This is a genomic window from Methylocaldum sp. 14B (assembly GCF_002005105.1).
Lineage (GTDB): Bacteria > Pseudomonadota > Gammaproteobacteria > Methylococcales > Methylococcaceae > Methylocaldum.
Window position 1 is genome coordinate 49008 of record NZ_MSCV01000033.1, and the last position, 26364, is coordinate 75371.

General features: G+C 58.2%; 18 protein-coding genes, 1 pseudogene and 2 riboswitches. Of the genes and pseudogenes, 4 read left to right on the forward strand and 15 right to left on the reverse strand.

What is annotated here, in order from left to right; translation table 11 throughout:
• Position 1: 1 nt before the first annotated feature.
• The 9 genes from B2A78_RS20310 to B2A78_RS20345 form a co-directional block, all read right to left on the reverse strand.
• Entirely contained in the window at positions 2 to 1126 is a 1125-nt protein-coding gene (locus B2A78_RS20310; protein WP_077731877.1) for a glycosyltransferase family 4 protein, read from the reverse strand.
• A gap of 305 nt (positions 1127 to 1431) precedes the next feature.
• Positions 1432 to 2373, reverse strand: a complete 942-nt coding sequence (locus tag B2A78_RS20315; RefSeq protein WP_077731878.1) for a GDP-L-fucose synthase — start codon at positions 2371 to 2373, stop codon at positions 1432 to 1434.
• A complete protein-coding gene (gmd, locus tag B2A78_RS20320; RefSeq protein ID WP_077731879.1) occupies positions 2366 to 3454 on the reverse strand; it encodes a GDP-mannose 4,6-dehydratase in 1089 nt (362 codons plus the stop codon). The genes B2A78_RS20315 and gmd overlap by 8 nt, the downstream gene beginning before the upstream one ends.
• Positions 3455 to 4623: 1169 nt before the next feature.
• Positions 4624 to 6783, reverse strand: a complete 2160-nt coding sequence (locus B2A78_RS20325) for a hypothetical protein (RefSeq protein WP_205780847.1) — start codon at positions 6781 to 6783, stop codon at positions 4624 to 4626.
• Between the two features lie 363 nt (positions 6784 to 7146).
• On the reverse strand, positions 7147 to 8043 hold the full coding sequence (locus B2A78_RS20330) for a hypothetical protein (protein ID WP_077731880.1): 897 nt from the start codon (positions 8041 to 8043) through the stop codon (positions 7147 to 7149).
• 114 nt (positions 8044 to 8157) lie between these two features.
• Positions 8158 to 8246, reverse strand: a riboswitch (cyclic di-GMP riboswitch).
• A gap of 286 nt (positions 8247 to 8532) precedes the next feature.
• The gene (locus tag B2A78_RS20335; protein ID WP_077731881.1) at positions 8533 to 9441 is read right to left on the reverse strand and encodes a VPLPA-CTERM sorting domain-containing protein; all 909 of its coding nucleotides are present in this window, start codon (positions 9439 to 9441) and stop codon (positions 8533 to 8535) included.
• Positions 9442 to 9553: 112 nt separating this feature from the next.
• Positions 9554 to 9639: riboswitch (cyclic di-GMP riboswitch) on the reverse strand.
• A gap of 421 nt (positions 9640 to 10060) precedes the next feature.
• A complete protein-coding gene (locus B2A78_RS26940; RefSeq protein ID WP_276205413.1) occupies positions 10061 to 10189 on the reverse strand; it encodes a hypothetical protein in 129 nt (42 codons plus the stop codon).
• Positions 10186 to 11046, reverse strand: a complete 861-nt coding sequence (locus B2A78_RS20340) for a VPLPA-CTERM sorting domain-containing protein (RefSeq protein ID WP_143735246.1) — start codon at positions 11044 to 11046, stop codon at positions 10186 to 10188. Before B2A78_RS20340 ends, B2A78_RS26940 begins: the two co-directional genes overlap by 4 nt.
• A gap of 635 nt (positions 11047 to 11681) precedes the next feature.
• Positions 11682 to 12629 carry an FAD:protein FMN transferase gene (locus B2A78_RS20345; protein WP_240502613.1) on the reverse strand — a complete coding sequence of 316 codons (948 nt, stop codon included), beginning with the start codon at positions 12627 to 12629 and terminating at the stop codon, positions 11682 to 11684.
• 318 nt (positions 12630 to 12947) lie between these two features.
• Here B2A78_RS20345 and B2A78_RS26750 point away from each other — a divergent pair.
• Positions 12948 to 13090: pseudogene (locus B2A78_RS26750) on the forward strand (IS630 family transposase); the annotation flags it as partial.
• A gap of 253 nt (positions 13091 to 13343) precedes the next feature.
• Here B2A78_RS26750 and B2A78_RS20355 read toward each other — a convergent pair.
• The 4 genes from B2A78_RS20355 to B2A78_RS20370 all read right to left on the reverse strand — a co-directional run bounded on the left by B2A78_RS20355 (position 13344) and on the right by B2A78_RS20370 (position 19401).
• On the reverse strand, positions 13344 to 14486 hold the full coding sequence (locus B2A78_RS20355) for a hypothetical protein (RefSeq protein WP_143735248.1): 1143 nt from the start codon (positions 14484 to 14486) through the stop codon (positions 13344 to 13346).
• 428 nt (positions 14487 to 14914) lie between these two features.
• Positions 14915 to 18166: a DUF3570 domain-containing protein gene (locus B2A78_RS20360; RefSeq protein ID WP_077731885.1), complete on the reverse strand. Its 3252-nt coding sequence runs from the start codon at positions 18164 to 18166 to the stop codon at positions 14915 to 14917.
• Between the two features lie 502 nt (positions 18167 to 18668).
• Positions 18669 to 18908, reverse strand: a complete 240-nt coding sequence (locus tag B2A78_RS20365) for a DUF4266 domain-containing protein (protein ID WP_077731886.1) — start codon at positions 18906 to 18908, stop codon at positions 18669 to 18671.
• A 1-nt stretch (position 18909) separates the two neighbouring features.
• Complete coding sequence (locus B2A78_RS20370) at positions 18910 to 19401, reverse strand: TlpA disulfide reductase family protein (RefSeq protein WP_077731887.1); 492 nt, start codon at positions 19399 to 19401, stop codon at positions 18910 to 18912.
• Positions 19402 to 19987: 586 nt separating this feature from the next.
• Here B2A78_RS20370 and B2A78_RS26410 point away from each other — a divergent pair.
• From B2A78_RS26410 to B2A78_RS20385, 3 genes are all read left to right on the forward strand, one after another.
• Positions 19988 to 20740 carry a VPLPA-CTERM sorting domain-containing protein gene (locus B2A78_RS26410; protein ID WP_077731888.1) on the forward strand — a complete coding sequence of 251 codons (753 nt, stop codon included), beginning with the start codon at positions 19988 to 19990 and terminating at the stop codon, positions 20738 to 20740.
• A gap of 329 nt (positions 20741 to 21069) precedes the next feature.
• A complete protein-coding gene (locus B2A78_RS26945) occupies positions 21070 to 23325 on the forward strand; it encodes a cytochrome c peroxidase (RefSeq protein ID WP_077731889.1) in 2256 nt (751 codons plus the stop codon).
• A 98-nt stretch (positions 23326 to 23423) separates the two neighbouring features.
• The gene (locus B2A78_RS20385) at positions 23424 to 24191 is read left to right on the forward strand and encodes a VPLPA-CTERM sorting domain-containing protein (protein ID WP_077731890.1); all 768 of its coding nucleotides are present in this window, start codon (positions 23424 to 23426) and stop codon (positions 24189 to 24191) included.
• A 339-nt stretch (positions 24192 to 24530) separates the two neighbouring features.
• Here the strand turns inward: B2A78_RS20385 and B2A78_RS20390 are convergent, their stop codons facing one another.
• Positions 24531 to 26060, reverse strand: a complete 1530-nt coding sequence (locus tag B2A78_RS20390; RefSeq protein ID WP_240502614.1) for a sulfotransferase — start codon at positions 26058 to 26060, stop codon at positions 24531 to 24533.
• Positions 26057 to 26364: tetratricopeptide repeat protein (locus B2A78_RS20395; protein WP_143735249.1), on the reverse strand; the 308-nt coding region annotated here is incomplete at its 5' end. The genes B2A78_RS20395 and B2A78_RS20390, both read right to left, overlap by 4 nt.

The window sequence follows — 26364 nt, forward strand, 5'->3', positions numbered from 1 at the left end:
TTCATCTACTTATTGCCAGACAGTCTTCGAACGCCTGGTGAACACGCTGCCGATAGCTGGCATGTGAGAAATAATCCAGCTCCTCCGGAACCCTGCGAGGCTTCTGCAAGGCTTTCAAGATGCCCCGCATGATGTCCTCGGGATCGAGCGGGTCGACCAATTCTCCGAGGAGTCCTTCGCGGAGCGCTTCACGGCTTCCGTCCAGCTTGCTGGCGACAACGGGAATGCCACAGGCCATGGCTTCCAGCAGAACAATCCCGAAACCCTCTCCGCGACTCGGCATCACATAGGCATCGGCAAGCCGGTAGTGATCGGCTTTTTCCGATTCCGCGACCATTCCGCTGAACACGACACGGTCGGCTAGCCCCAGGGATTTGACTTTCCCTTCCAGGCGCATCCGGTCTTCGCCGTCGCCCGCAATCAGGTAGGCAATGTTCGGAATCTCCTTCGCCAGACGGGGCAGGACTTCGATAACTTCGTCGAAGCCTTTGTGCCGCTCGAATGACGGCAGACGGCCCAGGGTCAAGAGCACCGTCCGATCCTCCAAACCGTAACGGGCAAGCAGTTCCGTGTTTTTCGGGCCGGGCCGGAAGGCGCTCAAATCCACGCAGTTGGGCAGCACGACTCCCTTCGCTGGATCGATCCCGGACCATTCGGCAAAACGCTTTGAGGTCAATTCACTAACGGCGATAAAAGCCGACACATACCGAGCTAACCGGTTGGCCAATCGGCTACGGGTGGGCGTCCAGGCATCTATGCCGTGCACAATCAGCACCAGCGGACATTTCGCCAACTTGCTCAAGAGCCAGGCGATAGGCAGAAGGTGGATATGTCCGCACACTACCAAATCGAAGCGCCTGTCGCGTAGCATGTCTATTGCGATCGTACGCACGTAACGAAGGCGACCTCCGACGCCGCGAACTTCATAATCGAGGCCTGGGGGAAAACTTTCGGTAATCGGAAATTTCACCAGCCGAGGATAAGCGACCACTTTCGGAGCTTTTGGATGGCTGCACAATGCGCCAAGAAAATCCTTATTGAATCGGGAAATTCCCCCATGACCGCCGAACGCGTCGGTGACCAATACGAGAATTCTTGTTCTTGTCGCTTTTTCAGGATTTTGCATCGATTCACAAGTTCTGTTTGTAAGAAAAGAAGCCTTCCTTCGATTACCCTAACCCCTGCCCTCTCCCAGAGGATGTGGCCTTCTTTTCTTTCTATTTAGAGCCTATCCCAGTAGGTCTCCAAAACCCTTCGACCGGCCTGTCCTGAGCGGAGTCGAGGGGCTCAGGGCGAACGGCCTACTGAGATAGGCTCTTAGTAAAACCCCGGATTGTTTCGATACCGTAACAGGCTGCTGTTACAGCTTTAGGGAAACTCGTCCAACAAAAGGTTATTTACCGTCAAAACACCCTAGCTCTTTCCACATCCCTACCAGCGCAACTCGTGTTGGTGAGCCAGGAACCAGCGATAGGTTTCTTCGATCCCTTGCCTCAACGGTATCCGCTCCCGCCACCCGAGGGCGTGGAGCCTCGACACGTCCAGCAACTTTCGCGGCGTGCCGTCCGGTTTTTCCGGATCGAACACCAAGTCGCCCTCGAAACCTACGACTTTCCGGATCATCTCGGCCAACTCGCGAATGCTGAGGTCTTCGCCCACACCGATATTGATGATGGCTTCGTCCGAGTAAGTCTCCATCAGAAACACCGCGGCATCGGCCAGGTCATCCACGTGCAGGAATTCCCGCCGCGGCGTGCCCGTGCCCCAGACGGTCACCGATTTCGCCCTCGCCGCCTTGGCGTCGTGGAACTTGCGGATGAGGGCCGGCAACACATGCGAGTTTTCCAGGCTGAAATTGTCGCCTGGTCCGTAGAGATTGGTCGGCATCAGGGCAATGGCGTCGAAGCCGTATTGGCGCCGGTACGCCTGGCACAGCTTGATGCCGGCGATCTTGGCCACCGCGTACCATTCGTTGGTCGGCTCCAAGGGACCCGTCAGCAGATAGTCTTCCTTCAAAGGCTGCGGCGCGTGTTTGGGGTAAATGCAGGAGGAGCCGAGAAAGACGAACTTTTTCGCACCGCTCCGATAGGCGCAGTCGATCAAATGGGTTTGGATCAACAGGTTGTCGCGGATAAAGTCCGCCGGGTAGGTGTCGTTGGCCCGGATGCCGCCGACTTTGGCGGCCGCATCGAGGACGATTTCGGGCCGCTCCGTTTCGAAAAAGCGCTTCACCTCCGCATGATCGGTGAGATCGAGCGCTTCTCGGGTCCGCGTCAGGATATGGGTATATCCCTGCCGTTCGAGACTACGGACCAGGGCCGAGCCGACCAGACCGCGATGGCCGGCGATGTAGATCTTGGCGTCTTTATTCATGGTAGTCGAACACCCGGTAGCCGGCTTGATGGCACAGGGCGTCGCGCTCCGCCGCTTTCAGATCCTCTTCGACCATTTCCTTGACCAGGCTCTGAAAACTGATGCGTGGGGCCCAGCCGAGCTTCGCCCGCGCCTTGCTAGGGTCGCCCAGCAGGGTGTCGACTTCGGTCGGACGGAAATAGCGGGGGTCCACCGCGACGATGCATCGGCGGGTAGCGGCATCGTATCCCCGCTCGGCAAGGCCCGTCCCTTCCCAGTGGAGCTCGATCCCAAGTTCCCCAGCGGCAAGGGTCACGAACTCGCGCACGCTGTACTGGACGCCGGTCGCGATGACGTAGTCGTCGGGCGCGTCCTGTTGCAGCATCAGCCATTGCATTTCGACGTAGTCCCTGGCGTGCCCCCAGTCGCGCTTCGCATCCAGGTTGCCGAGGTAAAGGCAGTCCTGGAGGCCCAGCTTGATCCGGCACAGACCACGGGTGATCTTGCGGCTGACGAAGGTTTCGCCCCGCAACGGCGACTCGTGGTTAAAGAGGATGCCGTTGCAGGCGTAAAGCCCATACGCCTCGCGGTAGTTCACCGTGATCCAGTACGCGTAGAGCTTGGCCACGGCGTAGGGCGAGCGCGGATAAAACGGCGTGGTTTCGGTCTGGGGGATCTCTTGAACCTTGCCGTAGAGTTCGGACGTTGAAGCCTGGTAGAACCTCGTCTTCTTCTCCAGCCCCAGAATGCGAATCGCCTCCAATAGCCTCAGCGATCCGAGAGCGTCGGTGTCGGCGGTGTAGGCCGGAGTTTCGAACGATACCTGAACATGGCTTTGCGCGCCGAGGTTATAGATCTCGTCGGGCTGGACCTGTTGCACGACGCGGATCAGATTGGTCGCATCGGTCAGATCGCCGTAGTGGAGGATGAAACGGCGGTCCTCGACGTGCGGGTCCTGGTACAAATGATCGACCCGGTCGGTGTTGAAGAGGGACGCCCGGCGTTTGAGCCCGTGCACCTCGTAGCCTTTCTCCAGCAGAAATTCCGCCAGATAGGCCCCGTCCTGCCCCGTCGTCCCGGTGATCAGCGCTACTTTTTTCACTGTGAACTCTTCTTTAGGTTCTTAGAGCCTATCCCAGCAGGCCGTTCGCCCTGAGCCCTTCGACGGGCCTGTCCTGAGCTAAGTCGAAGGGCTCAGGACAGGCCCGTCGAAGGGTTACTTGAGCCTACTGGGATAGGCACTTATTCCAAATGGCCTTCAATACGGTTTCGATTTTTGTCAGGTCGGTTAGGCTGCGAGGCATTAACCCACTCTGCGATTAATGTTCTTTTCCTTCGACGCTTGAATGTCCGCGATAAAAACTTCTGCTAAGCGATCAGCCTTGTAACACATCAAATCGAACATTTTTGTTACATTCCTATTCCCGGAATCTCGAGTCCGAGATACGGCACTTCCTGACCATGTCTTAGCTCCCGTCGGATAAATAGCTCGGGAGAAACTTCGTTCTGCGAAGCGTGTCCCCGTGATTCGGGGCTGAATAACTCGAAAGCAAAGGATCTGCCTACGTTGGCTCATCGGCTTATGGATTTACCTAGGGCATTTTCATACCGACTGTACGGGCACTCGCGAGTAGGTCGGGAATCCCTCCCAATCGCAAACGGCGTCTTCGTCGGCAAGGGATTGCCGACCTACGACCGTGCCCCCGTAGGTCGGGAATCCTTTCCAATCGCAAACGGTCGCTTTAGTCGCGACCCTTCCAATCGCAAACGTCGCTTTAGTCGCGACCTTCCAATCGCAAACGGGCCTTTAATCGGCCCCTTCCAATCGCAAACGGCGTCTCCGGGAACACCAAGGCGACGATTTCCGACACAAAGCCCGTCGGCAAAGGGTTACCGACCTACGACTGTAGCACCCTGTAGGTCGGCAATCCTTTGCCGACGTATCGGCTCGGCGAAGGGCTTTGTCGGAAGGGCAGCTCTGGCGCTCCCAGAGATGCCGTTTGCGATTGGGAAGGGATTGCCGACCTACGCTCTCCCCTCCTGGAACGAATCCGTACACCGGGATGGAAAACGCTCTAAGTACATTCAGGGAAGTCTTGCGGCATAGGCAACCTGCAGGACAACCCCGCCAATCAAGCCAATCTGTCGAGATTCCGCAAATATTTGCGGAATGTACTTAGGGATAAGCAACCTACGCCCGAAAGGACGAGTCCCCAGGGTTAGCCCGGTCGCCCGGCAACCTCGACGGATCGTCCTTCGGCATCCTCTCGTCTACTTCTTTCTCGACCCCTCCCCCCTGGAGGGACCACGATCCGTCTCCGGAACCGGAAAAGCTTCTTGCGGTCCGGCTACCATCGAGTCGCGCGCTTTTTCCTTGAGCTGGACGGCTCTAGCCAGCAGCTCATTGCGTTGGCCCTTGGCGCGGCCGGAAGCGGCGTTCCTCTCAAGCTTCAGCGCCTGACGGAGATGCGTCAGGGCCTCAGGATATACGATCAAAGTACCCTCCGTCAGAACCTCGATGGCATCCTTCGTGTCGGCCGCCGCCAATCGGATGATGTCTGTCGCGCTCCGGTCGCTCAGGCTCTGCGCTTGCAGATCCATCCGATTGGAACTCCGTATGTTTTCGAGCGCGTTGATGGTTCGCAGGAACATCGCGACGGCGACGACCTGGGACGAGTCGAGCTTGACGTGCCGGTTCTTGCCGGACGACGTCAATGAGCCGGGCGAATTATTGAACGCATCGGTGTTGTAATAGGCCACCGCTTCCTCGATCGTGCTGACGCTATTGTTGTGGAAGAAAGGCGCCGTATCCGCAGCTTCGACCAATGACGGGGTGTTGAACCGCCCGTCTCCGTAGCAGGGCTGGTCGTAGTCGGGACCGCAGTCGATTCTTGCGTGGTGCTCCTCTTTGCCGAATCCCCCATCATAAGGAATGCTGGCATCGACCAGGCGCGCCGGTTGATCCCGCATGTTTTCCACGCCGCTGTCACGCGTCGGATTCTTCTTGGTGGTCGAACTGTTGGCACCGGCATTTTGGTGGCAGCCATTGCAATTGGCCGTCTGACCGAAGATCGGATTGCCGCTGCCGTCGACGGGATTTTCCTTGGTGTCGAACAGCTGCTTGCCGCGCTCCACCAACGGAGAGGTGAACGTCAGGTCAGCCAGCACGATGTCCTCGCTGCGCCCCAGGGACAGCATATAGGCGACCAGGGCGTCCAATTCCTCGTCGGTGGCCAGACGAAAATCGACACCCGGAACCCGATTGAGCGTTCGGGTCATATGCTGGGCGATGGCGCCTTGCGCGAACAGCCGCAGGGAGCCGTCTCCCGGCGCGCCGTCCCCCGACCAGCCAATGGCGTTGGCAAATTTCGCGTCTTCCTCGAACTCGCCGCCGTCCGCCAGAGTTTCCGTGCCAATCGACGCCGCCAGGGCCAAGGTATGAGGCACGCTGCGCATGACGCCGGGCCGGTCGAAGCCGTCCACATTGGCAAGGACCAGGCCGAGTTGACGCAGCAATTGCGGCTTTTCCAAGTCCTTGAGCGCAGGGTCGTATTCGGCCACGAACAGGGGATCGTCCTTCGGAAGCTTGACGATGTATTTCGGGTCGATGGTGTGATTGTTGTCCGGCCGATGGCAGGTGGCGCAGGTGCGTCCGTTGCCGCCGAAGGTTTCATTCAGAAAAATCTCCCGCCCTCGGGCAATCTCCGCGCCGAGAACCGCATCGAGATCGTTCCGCTTTTTGGCATCTGCATGAGCGAGCTTGGGCAGCATGAATTCGAACGGCTTCGCCGCGAAGCCGGTATCCTGTCGGGGAAGATTCGGCCAGCTACCCACACGGGTCACGGTCCAAGGCTTGTCGCCGTAATAAAGCCTCTGCATGAAACCCGGAGTACCGAACAGCACGCCCCCCTCTTCGGGATTTCGTTTCTCTCGGGTAACGGCAATCAGATCCAAAGTGAATCCGCTCATGGCCAAGCCGTCGAGACGGGTCTTCAAGATCCGTTTCCCTTCACTGTTCGGTTCGAGACGGCCGAGCCTCTGCATGGCGTTGGCCTTCTCCTGTCCACCCGCCTTGTGCCAGCCGGTTTTATTATCGACCAGCCAAACCTCGTAGCCTCCCGCATCGAGTCCGCTGACTTCGACCGTCACCCATCCCTCCAGCAGGTCGAGCCGCATGCGTCCCTGCGCCCGGCTGAATTCTCCGGATAAGGCTTTCGAATAACCGAGCGGGATGGTCAGAAAACGATCGCCGCCGTCAGCTTCATAAGCGGTTTTCCAGCGGCTGTACGCGTTCTTCAGGGTTTCGACATCGCCGTGGCCTGTGACCAGCTCCGACTTGGAAACTTCGGTATCGGTAAGCAGCAGGTAGGCGACCGTACCCCCAAGCATGAGCGCCAGCGCCGCCAAAAGTGGAAACGTATTTTTATTCACGGACTCGTACCAGGATCGGATTTATTGGAAGAACGTAGCTATACAGACGGCGATCCCACTCCTACGGACGACCAACGCGCGAACCGCTGAGCCTTGCTCGGCCGTTGCGAAACCTTGGTCGCGAGGAGGTGTCGGACACCGCCCGCATTGGACGACCCTGTCACTACGTTGAAATTATTGTTAAACGAATGGTTACGGCACCCGCCGAAACCGGTCATCAACCCCAAGGCCTCCGGCATCGCTTTGAGCACGCGTCTGCCGTGTTCGGATGAGCCGGGACATATCAATGCTCTATGGCCAGATCGATCGGATGAGCCCGGGAGATCGTTCCACCCGGGCACTCTTGCCTCTCTGGTTGCCAAGTTATGCCGGAGTCGGTTTCGAAGTCCGGCGGCCGATGGTAAATACGCCAACCAAGGCACTGCCGAACAGCCATACGGCAGCGGGAATCGGAACCGGCTGGACTGTCAATTGATAATTGCCGGCTACGCCGCCCAAGGCGCCTATGATGATCGTGTATTCGCCCCCATAAGTGGTGTCGAGGTCGAATACCTGCGACAAGGTCTCGCCGACCGAGGATGCCACGCCCCAACCGAGCAGGGTGAGATCGTCGGAGCCCAGCGGATTGTTTACCGGGGTCGGATCGGTAAAGAAGGTATCGTGCCTAGAAGCGCCGGCACCGGTATCCCAGCCGCCGTAAAGCGCGTAGCCGAGTTTGAGGTTGGCGCCGCCGTCGGCAAGGTCGTCCGCCAGAGTGATTTTGAATTGCGATATTCCGGCATCCACGCAGCCCTGGGCGCTGCCGCCGCAGGACCAATGGATCAGGCCGAAGTCCGCTCCGTGGCCCCAACCCTGTCCGCCGTTGTCGGGATCGGACCAGGAAAGGCCGCCGACCCGCAGCATTCGATCCGTGGGAAGGTCGGGATCGTTATTGTTGTTATAGTTGGCAATCTGCCGCTGCAGGCTGCTGCCGTTGGTGGATGTGGGCGTGCCGGTCTCGATGGTGCGGCCGGCCGCCGCCGCGCTGTGCATGCCCGCATACCACATGACGGGCAAACTCCCGGTATAGCCGACACCGCCGTTGGTCCAAACGCCGCTCGCGTCGGTGCCCGGCATTCCGTCGGCGCCGTTGATGCTGCCGCCGGTGCCGTCGCCGTAACCGGCGATGTTGAACGTGGCGTGCGCGTGAGCCTCGGGCGCAGCGACCAATGTTCCCCCGAGCATTCCCGCGAGGGCCAGTATTGTTGCCGTGGTTTTCATACTATGATTCGTCCTCGTCACTGTTAGTGGTCGTCCAAAAGCTCGTTAACAGTGATGTCCGCGGCGCTTCACCGTACCCAATGGAGCTGCGCCGCGGTCCTCCCCATCACACTAGGAGGCGGCTCGGCCGTCTCGAATACTCCATAGCATCGAGACCCGAAGCTTTCCGGCCCCGCCTCGCGGCGGGTGTGGCGATTCGGACAGACCTAACGGCGGTCCATCCCGACAAAGATCCCTCGGGCGATCCCTGCCAGCCGATTCCTTGCGAATCCGTGTGTATCGCGTCTTTTTATGAGCCCCCTAAGCGGCGGACCCGGCCTTTGCTGAAACAATAAATATGCCACTAAATAATCATTGCTAATCAAACAGATAAATCGCATGCAAACGCCACCGACGTGGCAAATCACGCAGTCTCATGGGTGATTCCACACAAAAGTTCCCCGCTTAGAGCGCGGAAAGGAAGGCGTGTACATACGTCGAGGTCTTGTTTCAGGCGGGAACGGCCATGACGTTCTTGCGGCGCTGTCCCAGCGTGACCAAACTCGCGAGGGCGCTGCCGAACAGCCAAACCGCCGCGGGGACCGGAACCGGTGCGGTGCTGATATTCAAGCTGTACTCCGCGATGTTCTGACTCCAGTTCCCCACGCCGGCGCCGCCCAGGTAGATGGAATAAACCTGACCGGCCAGGGCCAGAAAGGTCAAACCGTCTACACCGTCGACGGTGCCATCGTGAGTCAAGTAGCTCAGTCCTACGGTGCCGAACGGGTTATCGGCTTCGTAAGGTTTCGCGGGTGTGCATCCGGGGCAGTTCCAGGAGCCGTGATGAGAGTAACTGCCAGTACCGGAGTCCATGCCGGTGAAGACGGTGATGCCAAAGTTCTGAATGTCGTAGCCGGTTCCCGTAACCACCACGGGATTCAGTGTTACCCACATAGTTTCTTCGGCCTTGATCAAGCCAATATCGGTCTGATGTCTCCAGCCGGTCGGCCCGTTGGCTGTCGGAACTCCGCTGCCATTGACGCCTGCGTCCTGCCAGGCCCCGGCGCCGGTATCGATTTCCGCGGCGAAGCCGTAACGCGTTACTGCATCTGCTTTCGAGATTTCGAGCGTGTTGCCCGCCGAGTGAAGCTCGGCCGCCCAGTTCAGATGAGACGTACCGGCATAGCCGAAAGGCAGCGTGGTGGCACTGGCGGTTCCGACCCAACCCGGCGATACCGTCGGATAGGTCGGATTGCCTATACCCCCATAGTTCCAGCCGTCGGTGGCGGACAGCTCAGTGGTGGTGAAGGTGTTGTACATCGTATGCGCCTGGGCGCCGGAAACGGCGCCTACGGACAAGACGGTACCGGCGAGGGCCATGGCCACCGCTTTGGTCAGTTTGTTTTTGTTGTTGGACATAGGAAATTACCTCGTGCTGTTCTATGGAGTTGGTCTTTGTTTTCACATAGGCAGCGATGTCCGCAGCGCTCCCGTCAAAAGCGGAAGGCGCTCCGATCTCCCCATCACCGAGGGAGGCGGCCCGGCCGTCTTGGGATCAAACTCACAAGACCCGTGGCTTTCCGAACCCGCCTCGCGGCGGGAGTGGCAGGTGCAAAAGGGACTCCGCCCTGCTACGGTCTACGCTCCCCTTCCCCGGCAATGGTTTTCGGGTTTTCCGTAGCACAAAGCGCGTTCGAACCGGAATTCGGTCGAACCGGCCGATACCCCAAGAGCAATAAGCGCGCCTGAGGTAAACCGTTGATATAGCATTTTCCGAATCGGTGTAAGGGATTCGGATATGTAGGTCGGCAATCCCTTGCCGACGTATCGGCTCGGCGAAGGGCTTTGTCGGCAAGGGATTGCCGACCTACGTTCTTCCCTCCTGGAACGAATCCGTACACCGGGATGGAAAACGCTCTATAACGCTATTTCCATGACGGAAACGACGGAAGCTGCTGGATATCCCGCATTTTTATTACGGGTATTCCAGCATGTGGCGACCCAAATCATCCGGAGGGTCAGTCAGCCAGCTCTTTCACTACACCGTTTCAAAGCGGCGATCGGCTGAGGCCGAGGCGATGAAACGGCCGGATATCGCCGACACCGGCGCATGCCACATGGTGCGCCCAGCCTCGAAGGCAAGCTCGACCGCCTTGTCCCGCATCATGCGGCGACGGCCTTGTGTCTGTGCCGCCCGACGAATCCCATCCCGGCCAAAGCACTGCCGAACAGCCAAATGGCGGCCGGTATCGGAACCGGAGAAGACGTGATGTTCAAGACGTAAAGATCCTTGTTTTGATTCCAATTGGCTCCGCCGCTACCGCCCAGATAAATGGAATAAATCTGACCGGCCTCCGCCAGGAAGGTCAGACCGTTGACCCCGTCGACGGTTGAATCGTGGGTCAAATAAGTTACGCCGGTGGTGCCGAACGGATCGCTCGCGGTGAAATCTAAGCCTTGAATCGGGCTATTCCATGCCTGATGGTTCTCATAGCCGGTACCGGTGTCCATACCGGTAAATACCGTAATCCCGAAGTTGGCAATTTCCGAATTGACGGCGGAGAGATTCAGCGTGACATAAGCATCGCTGTGCGACATCAACAACCCGATATCGGTGGTGTGCGACCAGCCCTGAGGGGTTGCTCCCGCGTCGAGCCAGGCGCCTCTAGCTGTATCGATATCCGCTGCAACGCCATATCTCGCTTGCGCATCTGCCCTGGAAATTTCCAGCGAATCACCCGCGTTATGGAGTTCGGCCGCCCAGTTCAACGCCGAAGAACCGGTGTAACCGAACGGCAGCGTCGTCGGGCTAGCGGTTCCGACCCAACCCGGCGATACCGTCGGATAGGTCGGATTGTTTATACCGCCATAGACCCAGCCGTCGGTTCCCCCATCGGTAGCGGGCGTTCCGGCGTTGTAGGTGTTGTACATCGTGTGTGCCGATGCCTCGGCAACAACCCCTAAAGAAAGGGCCGAGCCGGCAACCGCCATTGCGATCGCCCTGGCCAATCTGGTTTGTTTCATATGAATCCCTGCAAGTTGGAAGTTGAGATACCACGCCGTTAACCCGCATTGCTCATACCCCTTCGCTTCAGCCGTTCGCGCCGCAAAACGGTGTAATTCCAAATCCCTTCCAATCCGGAATTGATTTTCGAAGGGTGGCCGTAACCTACCCTACGCAACGTTCATTCGCATGCCGAATGGAGTAAGAAGTGCAAGCTAAGCGCAACCGATACTTAACAAGTGTCGTGCCAGTGTCCAAATCGAGGCACTACGGTGCTTCCAAGGCTTTACAAATAGGCCGGAATCCGGGAAATGAGGTATATGCCCCAGCATTCAGCGGCATATCGCGCATGAGGAGGAAGTCGGGCGAGGGGGGAGCCGATTGCAATGATGCGGCCTCGTTACGTCGGGAATCCTTTCCCGACGTAACGGGTTGACAGCCAAGCGAAGTCGGCAAAGGATTGCCGACCCACGAATAATTCCATTCGGCATGCGAATGAACATTCATCGTAGGATGGGTAGAGCGAAGCGAAACCCATCGATGGTGGGATAGCCCCTCGGCTCAGCGTAACCCACCGACCCTTCGACTTGGCTCAGGACAGGTCCGAGGCCGCTCGGTGGGTTACGGCCTTGCGGCCTCACCCACCCTACGAAAATCAATTCCGGATTGAACGCGATTTGGAATAAGCTGCCGATTCCGCCAGAGAGCCGCCCACGTTGCCCTCGACGTCGATCCAGAGATGCGGCAAGCCCATGGCGTCCAGCCAGGCCGGACCGTTTTCCTCCTTGAGCATGGCGATGGTCGAAGCGCTGCCGGCGACCACGCAGAAGTCCCCCACCACGCTGACGGCGGCGAGATGGCGTACCGGCCAGCCGCTTTTGGGATTCAGCACATGACCGTATCGGATACCGTCCACGACGATGCAGCGTTCGTAGTCCCCGCTGCTCGCGACCGCGCCTTCGCGCAACGCCAGGGTCTTGATCATCGAGCCTTTTTGGCGCGGGTGAGAAATTCCGACTCGCCACGGACTACCATCCGCCCGCGAGCCGATCAACTTGATGTCGCCGCCCAGATTGATCACGCCGTGTCGAACGCCCGCGTCCCGGCACAGCGCCGCGGCCCTGTCGACGGCATACTCCTTGACGATGCCACCGAAATCGAGCTCCATGCCGGCTACCGGAAATTCGAGCACCGGCGGTTCCCACCTCAGCTTGTGCCAGCCGACCTGCTCGAGCAGACCGCGCACTTGCGCGTCGTCCGGCAGTTTGCCTTGTTCGAAGCGCCAGGCACGCCGCAAAATGCCGGAGGTGATGTCGAAAAGCCCGTCGCTCTGTTCGTAACAGGTCGCCGCATAATTCAGCAAACCCGCCGTTTCGTCATCCACCGCAACCTGGCCACCCTCGGCGGCGACCCTGTTGATGGCGGACAGCAGGCTGTCGTTGCGATAGCGCGAATAGCGCGCCTCCAGGCGGCGCACATCGGCAATGGCCAGCTCCGAAATCCGTCTTGCCTCTGCACGAGTCTCGGCAAAAAGCTGGATTTCGCATGGCGTACCCATTGCCTTGAAGGCGAAACGGAAATACTCGAGACCGTAAGAATTCAAGACTGTTCTAAAGGTAATTCGTCGTCCGTCGAGCGCCGGGAACGGCGGGCGCCTTATCCCGGCCTGCCCGGCACAATATAGGATGGGCCAAGCGAAGCGGGCCCATCTCGGTCGGGAACGATGGGCACGGCCTATCGGCCGTTGCCCATCCTACAATTAGCTATGGCCCGCTCCCACCGGCCGGAAACCACCCCGGCCCGTCAAAACGTATAGGCCGGGAACTAAACGCGCCTGGGGATACTCGTCACCGACTTTTGGACTCTTCTTGATGACTTGGATGCCCCAAACGGTTTTGCCAAAAAATTGCGATGCAATCGCCTGGACATTCATCCGATCCGCGACAGGTACGCCACTCAGAAGCACGCGAAGATCAAGGCGTGGGTTGCCGCGCACCCACGATGGAAGATGCATTTCATCCCAACGACGCCAGTTGGCTCAACCCAGTCGAGCGCTTCTTCGCCCACCCCACCGAGAAGGCCTTCCCTCGCCGCTCCTTCACCAGAGTCAAAGACGCTGGTGAGCAAGATCGACCACTTCATCTCCCATTAAAACCAATCGTCCCGCCTGTTCGCATGGACCGCCCCGGCGGATTCCAGCCTGGCAAAAACTTCAACGACTATGCCGGCAAACTAATCGGATAGGACACTCGTTGCGGTTTCAATACGCTGCTGCCGGCGGGATGCCGGCAGCACGTCGAATGACCGAACCGAACGGCTATTGGACATTGAGTTTGACGGTTATTCCGTCATTCACGGCTTGCCAGCTCAAACCGGAAGGCAGTGCCGGCAAATCGAGCCGGCTTTCGATAGGGACGCCAAAATCGGTTACTGAGTTCGCGCTGAGGAGAGTGAAACTGTCTCCGGCTTTCGGGACGAATCCATCCCGCAGACTGACATTGATCTTAACATTGCCTAATATGAATTCGCCCTCAACATGAAGTTGATCGTGGGCTGGATAAAGACCGCCGAGTTCGATCGTGATTGTGCCCCGTGAGAAATCAACGTACCCATTGTGGGACTCAGGTATCAGCGTCAATGTCCCGAAAGGCGACCCGGTCGTACCGGGAGAGACGTTTAATCGTGCCGAGGAGTTAATACTGGGCATGTTCAAGATCGTCCCGGTTCCGCTTAGCGTTCCGCCCTGCAGAGTGATTTTATGCGCCCCGAAGATGCCGTCGACGATCGTCTCGCCCTTGGTTTGGCGGTATTCGGTCCACGTATCACCTCCTGCTTGAGCAGCCCCAAAATCACAGGTTGAGCCTTTTTTGACCTCAAATACCCCTTCATTGATGAGAACTGCTCTCTCATAATTCAAACAAATATTGGAAACGTTATCCCTATCCAGGATGAATGTGCCGGTATTTTTGATGGTTCCTCTGAGAACACCGGCGGTAAAGCCTCCAGGGTAAACTCTATGACCTAACGCTCCGATTACGCTCATGCGGCCGGCATTTTCAAAGTACGCGTTGTTGTTATACATATCCATATAACCGCTAAGGATGATGTTCCCGCCCGCCTGGTTAATGATTTTGTCACCGGTGATAGAAAGGGCACCATCGGCGAAGATGTTTCCTGAGTTACTAAGAATTCCTTGCACATAAATATTGCCGCCGGAACTGCCGTTTTTCAGTGCGTTAACTTGGCCTTGATTGATCAAGGTGCCGCGAATTGAAATACTCGCGCCGGCTGGATGTATGCTAGTGGGGCCAATAGATAAGGTATCCTGTGGATTCACAGTAAGTGATTGGCCGACAGGTATGGACTCAGGGTTTTCAATCAGGTCGGCGGTAGCCGTCACGCACAGGCTGATCAACGTAATAAATGAAAATGGCAACAGTTGTGTTCGAAGTATGTGCACTGTTCGGGTTCCTAGTGTATTTGGTTAACAAAATCGCCACATGATAGGCAAGGGGTCGATATTCTTGCCTTAACTCATAACCATTGATAGACCTTGTAATGGCGTTGCGTATTGAGCAACGTTTGCGCCAGATTTCGTCGCCGGCGCACTATTCCAGTGGTAGCGGTTATTTGCCTCGTATGGAGAGGATTTCTGCAATAGCCGCAAGTCTGGAGTTAAGGCAAAGGCCGTAGGAACTGGGGCATTTGCCCTAAGGATACAAAGGGGAGGCATCCATTTTCAGCGCTATGCGATAGGCCAAAAATCTCTTTGAAACTCTACTGTCAAATGACATCAGGAATCCGGCTAGTAAAACGCTCGAGCTATCGGCCAGTCCTTGCCGACAACTTTCCATACACACCATTCAATCCCGAAACCAACCCGGCCCATCAAAACGCATAATTCCAAGTAACGGCCAAGGTCCCGGTGCGCGCCAGCTGATAACCGTTGACATCGTCCGACACCGGTTGCAACCACTCGACGCTGAGATTGTGGCCGGCGAAATCGCCGCTGGGTACTGAAAGATTGAGACCCAGCCCCACATCCCAATAGCGTCCGCCGTAGTTGGACGGGAAGTCCACCGGCGCGGTGGTCGAATGCTCGCGGTTGAATTCGCCACGGATAGAACCTTGAACGGTGTAAACGCCGCGCACCGAAGCCGACAGCCAGTTCGTCAGGCTGTAGCCGCCCCAGGCGGTGGTCTGAAATACGTCGCCCAGGGCATAACCCGACTTGTTTCTGCCTTCGAGCCGCTTGGTGCCGCTCACCTGCGCGCCCCAGAACCACTTGTCCGCCTGTCCGGTATAGGTCAGGCTGGGTTTGAAATCCCAGGTGCCGCTGCCGAGTTGCATACTGTAATCCTGTAATTCACCGTCCTCCGTAGCCCCGCCATCCACGGTCATGTCGACATCGCCCGTGGGCGCGCTGACCCCCAGTCCCAGATTGAGGCGGTGCCCGGACACGTCGAACAGCTTGATCAATGCCACCATCAAGGTATCGCCGAATCCGTCGCTGCTGTGCCCGCCGCCGTGCTCGTCGTCTTCCGGAGCCCCCGGCAACGGCTTCGACTCCATCTCCATGTCGACGAGCTGGGGCATCAGCATCAGGTTCAGCCAGTCGGTCGGCGCATACATGATGTCCAGCATGTGCATGTGCATGGTCATGTCTTTCGGCCGGGAGAGACATCCCGAGTTGCCGCAGGCGCTGCCGATCAGCGTTTGACTGCCGACCCTGTTGGTACCGTGCAGCATATCCCCCGCCTGATTGCTGTACATGTAGCGATACCCCGCCATCAAGCTGTCGGCCTGGTCCATCATATGGCCGAACATAATGCCGGCGGGCATGTTATGCCCGTAATGGTGCGAGCCGTGTTCGTGGTGGCCGCCCGAGAATGAGCCGGGCGCCGACAGATTGACGTTAAGCCCGGCGTGAGCCAGGAAATAGTTGAAATCGGCATAATCGCCCGCGCCGCCCCCGCCCAGCTTCAGATCGCCGGCATGGCTGTAATATTCGAAGCCCGCTTCCAGCCGAATGCCCTTGGTGAACTGCTTGCTGAACGTGATGCCGCCGCTCAGGGCGCCGAAGCCGGACAGGCGAAAATCGCTCGAATAATAGCCGTCGGCTCTGGGCGCAAGGAAATATGGAGCGAAGAAGTCGGCTTGCGACTGCGAATAATAGCGGATGCTCGGCGCAGCCATGATGCCGAAGGGCAGTGGCTGATACCACTTCAGCTCGAAGGTGTGAGAATCGATGCCCCAATCGTCGAAGTAGTACCGGTAATCGAAATGCAGGGACGCATCCAGCGCCGGTATATGCCGGTTCAATCGACCGGAGAAGGCCCACTGGTTGCGCTCGTCGGGCCGTCTTTCCCGAAACAGCTCGATCCCCACGACTTCGAGATTGGTCACGGATTTCCAGTCGATTGTGCCCGCTTTCGCCTGCGAAATCTCATAGTACTCCTCGGGCGTAATTTCCCCGCGCACGTAAACGTACTTATATGGGTTGGTGAGATAACCGCTCTGGTTGGTGTAGCTGGCCGTGCCCTGAAACAATGTGTTCTTGCCCAACACCTGCGCGATGCTGGTACTGAAGCCGTGGAAAACGCTCTCTTCGCGCAGCTCCGGGTAATTGGGCGAATCATCGTTGTCATGCGAGTGTTCGCTGTCAGTTGAGTGGACGGTGCCTCGGCTGATGTCATTGCTGGTCAGACTGTATCCCGCCGATACCGTAGTATGTTTCTGGTTGAATTCGTGGCTCAGATTGATCGAGCCGAAACTCGATTTGAAATCCGGCTCGAGAGAATAGCCGCCGGAGAGGGCAAGCGTGGCCTCGTCGAAATAGTATTTGGCGCCGAATACCGGCATGGTGCGCGTTTCGCGCGGTTGCGTCTGGAACCGCTGGACCGGTTTCGTGCCTTTGGGCACTAGGCTGTCGAGAACCGCGCGATATCGTGAGATAACGGCAAGTTTGGTGAGTCTCTGGATCTCCGCTGCGAGCTTCTGGTCCCATGCTTTCTGTTCCTCGGTTCTTTCGCTAGGTAGGGTAACGCCAGAGAGATTGATGTTATCGAGTTGCACATCGAACCGCTTGCCGTCCGTGGGAGTCTGCGGATAGCCCTTGTAATGGATCCAGAACGCGTTGATGTTTTCGAACGCCTCGTTCAGGGTCAATGCGCCCTGGAAGCCGTTGGCCACGATCTGATAAGCCACTCGGGTCGCGTCGTAGTTAGTGCCGTCGCCGGCGGCGAGGTCCGGGTTCAGGGCCGTATTGAACCCCAGGATTTCCCAGACATCGTTGGGGCCGGTCCCCGGATTCCCTGACTTGATCCGCGCGTAAAACTCCATAGAGTCGAGGCTGAAGGCCGAACCGTCCAAGGCGCGCACGTAGATGCCGGCGGAATCGGGATGGTACTGGAGCAAGGTGCTGAAGTCTCCGTCCAGCCGATGCAGGTGGGCGTTCGGGGCTGTGGGGTCGTTCACGGTGCCGATCGCAAACCCATCCTCGAAATAACAGCCGTCCGAACCGATGCCGGCGCAGCTGCCGCCCGGCTCAGGCGCTGCGTTGGCTTTGCCGTAGTAGGCCGCGAATGTCATGTTCTCGAAATCGATCGTCACATTGTCGATCGTCGGCGTTGACGGCGGAGACGGAGGTTCGGGATTGGCGGCTTTCCACTGTGCTAACGCCGCGCTGGCGTCCGCCTCAGACGCATCCTTGCTGTCCCAGAATGCTTTGTACGCATTGAGCCCGCCGAGAACAGTCAACCCACCGGCAGTGACGCCCCCGGAAGCCGCCGAAACGACATCGGCCGGTGTCGGATCGCTGGCCGGCGTTCCGTCAGTGTTTTGCTTGTACTTGGGCTGATCCGCCATGGTCGCCGGGATGCTGAACGCCGGCGTGGCGCCGCTGTAGGTATCGCGGTCGATGCTGAAGGTGAATTCGAGCCGGTCGGAAACCGGAACAATGAAATCGCCGTGGGAAACCTCGACCTGCATTCGGTCATCGCTTTCCTCGTAATAACCGAAGTGGACATTACCTTGCGCTTGCGCGACCGGAACCGCGGCCGAGACATCCATGCCCGGCAGGGCGAGGGCGGCGGTCGTCAAGGCGAGAAGCGCCTTGGGCTTTTCCGATTTGACCGGCATTTCTCACGCCCCCTTCTTCGCGAGGACGGCGCTAACATCGTCGTCGGTAAGGGATTGCCGACCTACGTCGAGCCGCCGGGCCGTAGGTCGGGAACCCCTTCCCGACGCCGACCGCGCCAAGCGAGCCGTCGGCAAGGGATTGCCGAACCATGTCGAGCCGCCGGGCCGTAGGTCGGGAATCCCTTCCCGACACCGACCGCGCCAAGCGAGCCGTCGGCAAGGGATTGCCGAACTATGTCGAGCCGCCGGGCCGTAGGCCGGGAATCCCTTACGCTGGTTCCCAAACTCCTGTTTGGGAACCCATGCCGAGAAGTCGGCAAAGGATTGCCGACCTACATCGAGTCGCCAGCGGACGTACTGTGAGTAGGTCGGGAATCCCTTCCGGACGCCGCCTGAACCAAGCCGACGCGAAAGGCGGAGTGGAAAAGCCCATTCTCCGCTGAAGCATTGACCCGCCGACGCGGCGCGGCGAGCAAATCGGCAGAGAGGCGATGAATGCGGATCAGTTGCAGCCACAGCCGCCCCCGGTGCCGCCATGTCCACCTTGCGAGCCTTCCTTGCTGGAGAAAATGTGGTCGCGCAAGCCGGTCAGGCTGGGATCGGGCGTAATGGACATCTCCGGCTTGGCCAGAGTGCCCCTTTCCCACGGCGCGACGCTGGTGCAGCCCTGGCAAATCACGAGGGCGCAGAGCAGAATCGGCTGCCGCAAACGCGCCAGTCGAAGCTTTCGGAAGAATGTCATCTCATTCCCCCAAGAGCGCGTCTACTTGTTTGCGGATAGCGTCCTGATCCTCGTCGCGGTAGCCGAGATGAATCGCGCGCACCTTGCCCTGTTTGTCGACAAGATAAGACGACGGCATGGCCTTCACCTCGAAAACGCGCGGACACTCGCCCGAGGCATCGAACGCCGTGACGTAATCCACCGGGTGGGCTTCGAGGTATCGCAGAGCGTCCTCGGTGTTTTCGTCCACGTTGATGGCAACGACTTCGAATCCGTCCTTCAGACGTTCGTTGCGCAATCCGTTAATAAAAGGCATGGATTTCTTGCACGGCGGGCACCAAGTGGCCCAAAAGTCGACAAGCACGACTTTGCCTTTATAAGCCCCGAAGTCCAGTTTTTCGTTATTGCCGGGTAATGCCGCGGGGCACCCGGGTACCGACGATCCCTCTTGAACGGCATAAACCGAAGCGCTGCAGCCGAGCAGCAGAAGAGCCGATAGAAGAAATGTTTTCATTGTTCTGCATGTAAATCCGAGGTGACAGGCTGTTAACCACCGCCCTAGGTAGCACAGGCTGTGCCATCGGTTACGAGATCGCGGCGCCGACAGCGCCACGTACTTGCCTCCGCCGCCGGACGTACGCTAGAGCCTGCATCGCGACCTCAGGGCTCGTCCTCGGCCCGCCCCGGAAGCGGACCGCCGCTCCTCGGCCATGAGGCATATGACCCAGATAGAGGCTTCAAATCCCACACTCGACTCGAACGCTTCCCCCAAGTCCGATCTTATGGAATATCCATCGCGCAGGTGTGGTTTAAAGCGGGTGAGCGGGTTTTGCCCGGAACGGCAGTAACGGCCTTCAGACGAATTGGGCGTGGTATGTATTTTGCTCGTTACTGCCGCGGGGGAATGGTCCTTGTCGCAGGATAGTAACGCAGCGGCCGCACCCTCCTGATTTAGCCGGGAACCGGCTGGGTCAGCGTTTCACCGGCCGGTCGTCGGCATCGCACGCCCGGTCCTTTGTCGCGGAATTCTTTATTTCGCCGGGCCATATCTGTCCTGGACGAATGGGGATACCGGATTCATACGCTATGGAGATTTTTAGATGAACAAATCGAAGACAATCGCCGGAATGATATTTTCCGCGCTGACCTTAACCACCGGCACCGCTGGGGCCGCCATCGTAGACCCCGTCACGATCGATTTCGAAGCCATGACGTTCGCGGCCTACTACGGCAAAGCTAATCTGGCGCCTGAGCCGGGCGGCACTTGTGCCGGCGCCGGTTCGGCCGGGTGTTATTTCGAGGATGGGTTTGCGATCGGCACTGTTAGCAACCCCGACCCGAACGCCCACCTGCACCGGTATGATGGGGACTTCAGCACCTTGCTCCAGTACCATCCCGACTCCCCCGGCATCTACGTACGAGCCCAGGACAGCTCCGCGTTCAGCCTCACGTCCATGGAGTTTCAGGCGCCGATCAAGAACGCCAATCCGGGGACCGGCCCCAACGATGTCTGGGAAATCCTGGGGTTCAATATGGCCCTGAACCCGGACCTCGCCGCTGGCGACGGCACCAACTACCCAACCGTGGTCGCTTATCAGACGGTGGCCAACGGCTTCAACGGCACACTGACCCTCGATGAGGCGTTCGAAAACATCGATGCCTTCTGGATCCACTATAAGGGCTACCCGATTGTGCCGGAGGACGGCAAAAGGTTTGATTTAAGAATCGACAACATTACGCTGAGCGCTCCTGTCAGTGCCGTCCCCATTCCCGCCGCGGTCTGGCTTTTCGGCACCGGTTTGATGGGTTTGGTGTCGCTCGGCAGACGGAAAGCGGGCCTGGCGGTCGCTTGATTTTGCCGGTAATGGTGTTCGAGCGGGGCAGAGGCAATGCCGTTCGTTCAGACAGAAGACACCGTTCACCCTGAGCGTAGTTCCGCGCCATCGCTTATATGGTGCGCGGGACGAAGTCGAAGGATGAACGGCCTCTCCGGAGCTTCGACTTCGCCCTTCTCCGCTACGCTCCAAAGGGCTGCGCTCAACCCGAACGGAAAAATCTTAGACAAACGGTATTGGGGTAAGGACATTGGTCCCTGCCCCGCTTTTTACGAACATGGATAAGCGTTTCCCGCGGCGGAACCTCGGGGGAGAGGTTCTAAGGCCGCCAACTTCGAGGTAAAAACATGCGGTCTATCAACTACGTCCTTTTGGGGGTTTGCCTGCTGATCGCGCAGTCGGCGTTCGCCCACGGCCCAGAGCCCATGCCCTTGCAAAAGGTGCCCATTCCGCCGGTTCCGGGTCTCTTGGACGGCTCCGATCCCATCGTCGTCAACAAGAACATGGCCATCGCCCTGGGCAAGGCTCTGTTTTGGGACATGAACGTCGGCAGCGACGGCATGGCCTGTGCCTCCTGCCATTACCATGCCGGGGCGGATCGGCGCGTCAAGAATCAGCTGAATCCGGGGGAAAAGAGCAGCAGTCCGACCGGCCAAACTTTCGAGGCACTGCCGTCGGGCTCCGGGGGCGCCAACCACACATTGACCCGCAACGACTTTCCGACTTTCCGGTTCAACGATCCCTTGCATCAAGAAAGCGGAGTCGCTTTCGCGACCGACGACGTCGTTTCTTCAGCCGGCACGTTCAGCGGTGACTTTATCGGCGCTTCGAAATTCACCGGCACGAGCGATCAATGTGCCCGCAGCGCCGATCCCGTGTTTCACGTCAATCATGTCGGCACGAGACGGGTCGAGCCCAGGAACACGCCCACCGTCATCAACGCCGTGTTCAACCACCGCAATTTCTGGGACGGCCGAGCCAACAACATCTTCAACGGCAGCAGTCCCTGGGGCGACCGCGATCCCGATGCCGGGGTCTGGGTAAAAATCAACGCCCGAAGCGTGGTCAAGCAGCGCTTGCATCTGGAAAACTCTTCGCTCGCCTCTCAGGCCATGGGGCCTCCGTTGAGCGATTCGGAAATGAGTTGCAGGCAGCGCACGTGGCCGGCCATTGGCAGAAAGCTGCTGCTGCGCCAGCCCTTGCAGTATCAGAAGGTCCATCATGAAGACAGTGTACTGGGACCATTCAGCCTGAGTTCGCCGGGGACTCTGAAACCCGGACTGAGCACGACCTACAAGAACATGATCACTCAGGCATTCAATCCGAAGTACTGGTCTTACGGCGGCCTTGGTCCGTTCGGCGCGCCTTCCGGGCAAACGCCTTACAACCAGATGGAAGCCAACTTTTCCATGTTTTTCGGCATAGCGCTTCAGCTTTATCAGTCCACGCTGGTATCCGATCAAGCCCCCATCGACTTGTCGCCTCGCGATCCGCAGACGCACAGGCCAACCTGGCAGGGCATGGGCAAGACTCAGGAAGAAATCGACGTGTTGACGGATGGATTCCAGACCTTCGTGGACAATCACTGCAACCTGTGTCATGCCGGCCCGACCATGACCACCGCCGCCATGGTCACGAACAGCACTTTGGTGACGCCCACGCCGGGTATGTATTTCGGTCCGGATCATAGCTTGATCGAGTACGGTCCCAATGCTCTTGGCCCCTCGAACGGAGCCGCGGCTGCCGGCATCAACCGCGATGTTAATGTCGTTATCCGAGATGTCGCTTCAGGCGGCCAGCGGTTGATGGATATGGGTTTCGCAAATACCGGCGTCGGCGATCCGGATGCCGATCCGGGGGTAGGAGGCGTCGACGATTTCGGTAATCCCTTGTCGTTCTCCGATCAGTACGTTCAATATTTGCTCGGCAATGATTCAGGGATAGTCGATCCGGGCGTCGACAACGTCCGCAGTTGCGATTTTCTGACGCCTCTTGCGTTAAACACCAATAGCGTGATTTCCACAGTATTCACCATACCCGACGGCATAGAAATCGACGGCAGCCGTGAGGGTGTGCTGCGCGATCAAAACTGCCTGAATTCCCTACGCAAATACAGTCCCACCATTGCGGCCGCAAATGCCGCTCTCGTTTCGGCACCGGGCAAGTTGGCCGTGGCCAAGAAAGCGGTTTTCAAAATACCAGGGCTAAGGAATATCGAACTGACGGGGCCCTACATGCATAACGGCAGCATGGCCACCCTGGAAGAAGTCCTCGAGTTCTACTCCCGGTTCGGCAATGTCAACAATCCCGATAAGCATTCGTTAATGGACAGTGTCACGTTGGCCGAGAATCCCATTAAACGCTCGCATCTGCTCGCCTTCTTGAAAACCTTCACCGACGACCGGGTACGTTACGAAAAGGCGCCGTTCGATCATCCGGAGATCGTCGTACCCCATGGGCACAGCGGAGATAGCCAATCCGTGACTGCGGGCAATCCGCTGGATCCAAATTTGGCTACAGAGGACACCTTGACGATTCCGGCGGTTGGGGCGAACGGCGCGACCGATCCGATTCTGCCGTTCGAAAATTATTTGGAACCGTAGTCAGGCCGAAATGGATCCGGCTGCCGCGGATCGAAAGCCGGGCAATCAATGAGTGCCCGGCTTTCATTCGCACCGGCCTCTATTTTTAGGAGATATGCATGAAACCGCTTACTAAAAACTACAAAGTACTAGCCACCTTGGTGGTAATGGGTTTGTCGAGCGCCCAAACGACACTGGCGGCCAGTGCGTTCAGCAGCGACGCGACACTGACCTATACCATCACTAACATCACCAACCTCAGCAATCCGGGTGACTTGTCGGGACTCCAGATTCTCGGTTATTTCGAGCAGGCAGGCGCTCCCGATTCCTATGTGGCGACCGCCGGTGACGGTGCAATCACAGCCGACAATCCAACCGTGGGCCCGGTTAGCGTCGAAACCAGTTTCAGTCGGACATTCGCAGTAGGCGGCAATGTAACCGATGGTACGGTAGCCTCTTCCCACCTGGGGTGGTTCCGCCTGGATTTCAACAACCTCGGCAGCGACAGCTATGCCATCGAACTTGCTCTGGATTTCGAATTGACTGCTACCGCCAGCGGGCAGTCTGCGGACACCGATATTTTTCTCGACTACTTCAGGACCAGCAGTTCCGACAGTTCCCTTCCGGGCTTCACCAATGTTTCTCCCAGTTTGGGCTTCGGGTTCGTCAATGCCTCGGTATTCGGTCTGGATAATGCGGCAACGTCAGGCTCATCGGGGCCGTTGCTTTTCAGCCTAGGCCCGAATGCCTCGGAAGGTCTTCACGCCGACGTGTGGATCAACGGCAATCTGCAGGCTTCGCCGGTTCCCCTTCCTGCGGCCGTTTGGTTCTTTATCACGGGCCTTTTGACGTTTTCGAGCATGAGAAAACGGAAAGCGATGGCCTGATTCCGTCGGAAACGGATTTCCGACCTACTTATTCCATTCGACATTCGAGTGAACATGAATCGTAGGGTGGGTTAGCGGAGCGTAACCCACCGATTCAAGGCCGCTCGGTGGGTTACGGTCTCGCGGCCTCACCCGCCCGGCAAAAATGAATACCGGATTGAAAGCGATTTGGAGTTATCGTCGGCTGAAGCCAGCTTCCACGCCAACACTATAATCGTGGGTCGGCAATCCTTTGCCGACAAAGATGTCTCGTCGTGTCGGCAAAGGATTGCCGACCTACTGCGCCTTGGGGGCGCTAGCCTAGCCGGAAAATGCTCTAAACGAATATGTCTCAAATCCTCAGGGATCGTATCCAAAGCCGGCGACGAACGGCATGAGGATCTCGGACACCGGCGCAAACTCCGGTTCGTAATATCGCCAGCGCCCGACCGACGAGGCGTAAAGCGGCTGCGCCACCTGGTTGAAACTGGGGCTATTGATGTATTTTCCCGCCGCCCGCTTGTGAAAATCGGCAACCGCCGGATCCCAGGAAAGCCCGAGAAAGGCGAACACTTCGCGGAAGGTCGTCTCGAATCCGGATACGGCATCCTCGTATCGGAACTCGAGAAAATCCAGCGTCATCCGCGTTTTCATGCACATCCACCACTCCATGACCTGCGCGTAAAAGGCCGCCGTTCCCTTCCAGCTCAGCAGTTGGACGGTAGAGGGGTTCGGAATCATGGTCTGCATGAAACAGCTCAAGCACACATCGCGCGGATCGCGCATGACGAAAACAAGCTTGGCCTCCGGAAAAATGCAATTGATGAGCCCCAGGTCGATGGTGTTCATCGTAGTCTTGTCCACGAAAATCCGTGTGTCGATCTTGTCTCCGAACCGTTCCCGCGCCCGGTTCCAGTAGAACCGGCGCAAATGCGTCACGCCGGCCAGATCGAGCTTCCCAAGCTGTTCGGGCGTCTTCCCGGTCGACCCGGACATGCGGTCCAGTTCCTTCCCCAAGGCGAAAATCAAGTCCGCTTCGTCGGCAACGAAAACATCCGGGTGGGCATCCAGAACTTCCTGAGTGAGCGTAGTCCCCGAGCGCATGAACCCCACGAGGAACACCGGGGGCGCTCGATGATCCTGCGGAAGCGCGGTTTCCGACCAGCGAGCCAGCAGTTCCCGAGTAAAACCGGCGGTGTTGGTTCTGATCAAATTCGGAACTAGAGCGGCATCCTGCTTTCTGACTTCCGGCAGCAAGGCGGACGCATCCGCGGCAGCGTGCAAATGGCCGAACACCTGGTCGTATGCCTTGAGCTTGTCGTGTATCCGCGCCAATTCCTTATGCGCCCGGAATCTTTCTTCAGGCGTCGGAAAACCTTTCAAAACGTTTTCGAGCCTTTGTTTTGCTTCGTCGCAACTCCCGTCGGCCGTTTCCAGGCTCGCCAATAAAATTTGCAGCATAGCGCTATGCGGCGCCCGTTTGACCGCCTGCCGGCAAGCCGCCAATGCCGATTTGTTCTGATTCAACCTCGAGTGGGCAAGCGTCAGCAGTTGAAAACCGCGAACCTGCGAACTATCGATCTGCACCGCCTGTTTCGCCAATTCCAGCGATCCCCGATAATCATGCCAGAATTGCAGCTGCTCGGTAAGCCCGAGCAGCAAACCGATATCCCGGCTCTTGCGCGCTTTTTTCAGCAATAACTGACCGGACTGGCGCAAATGGACGATGCCTTGATCGCGTCTGCCCAGCCAGCATAAGGCTTGTCCCAAGCAAGCCTTGGCCTGCGCGTCTTTCGGATTTTCCGCCACCGCCTTTTCGAACCACGCGGCGGCTTCTGCCGTGTTTCGGGATTGGATGGCGGCATAACCGCGCTGCATGAAGCTTGTCATTCGGAAACGCCGGCAAGGGCCTGTTTCGCTTCCTCGAGGCCCAGGTAATCGCTGTCCTTGACCACGGCCTTTTCCAGGCGCTCCTTGGCCTGGGCCTTATCGCCCGCCTGGAGGTACACCATGCCGAGGTGATACTGGAAAATGGGTACCTCGGGCGCCTGCGCCACGGCCTTTTCCAACAGCGGCCGCGCCGTCGTCAACTCGCCCAACTGCCGGTAAATCCAGCCGAGCGTGTCGAGGAACGCGGGCTCGGTCGCCGTCTCGAACCGCTGGGCCAACGCCAGCGCCCGCTGGAGTTTGTCGC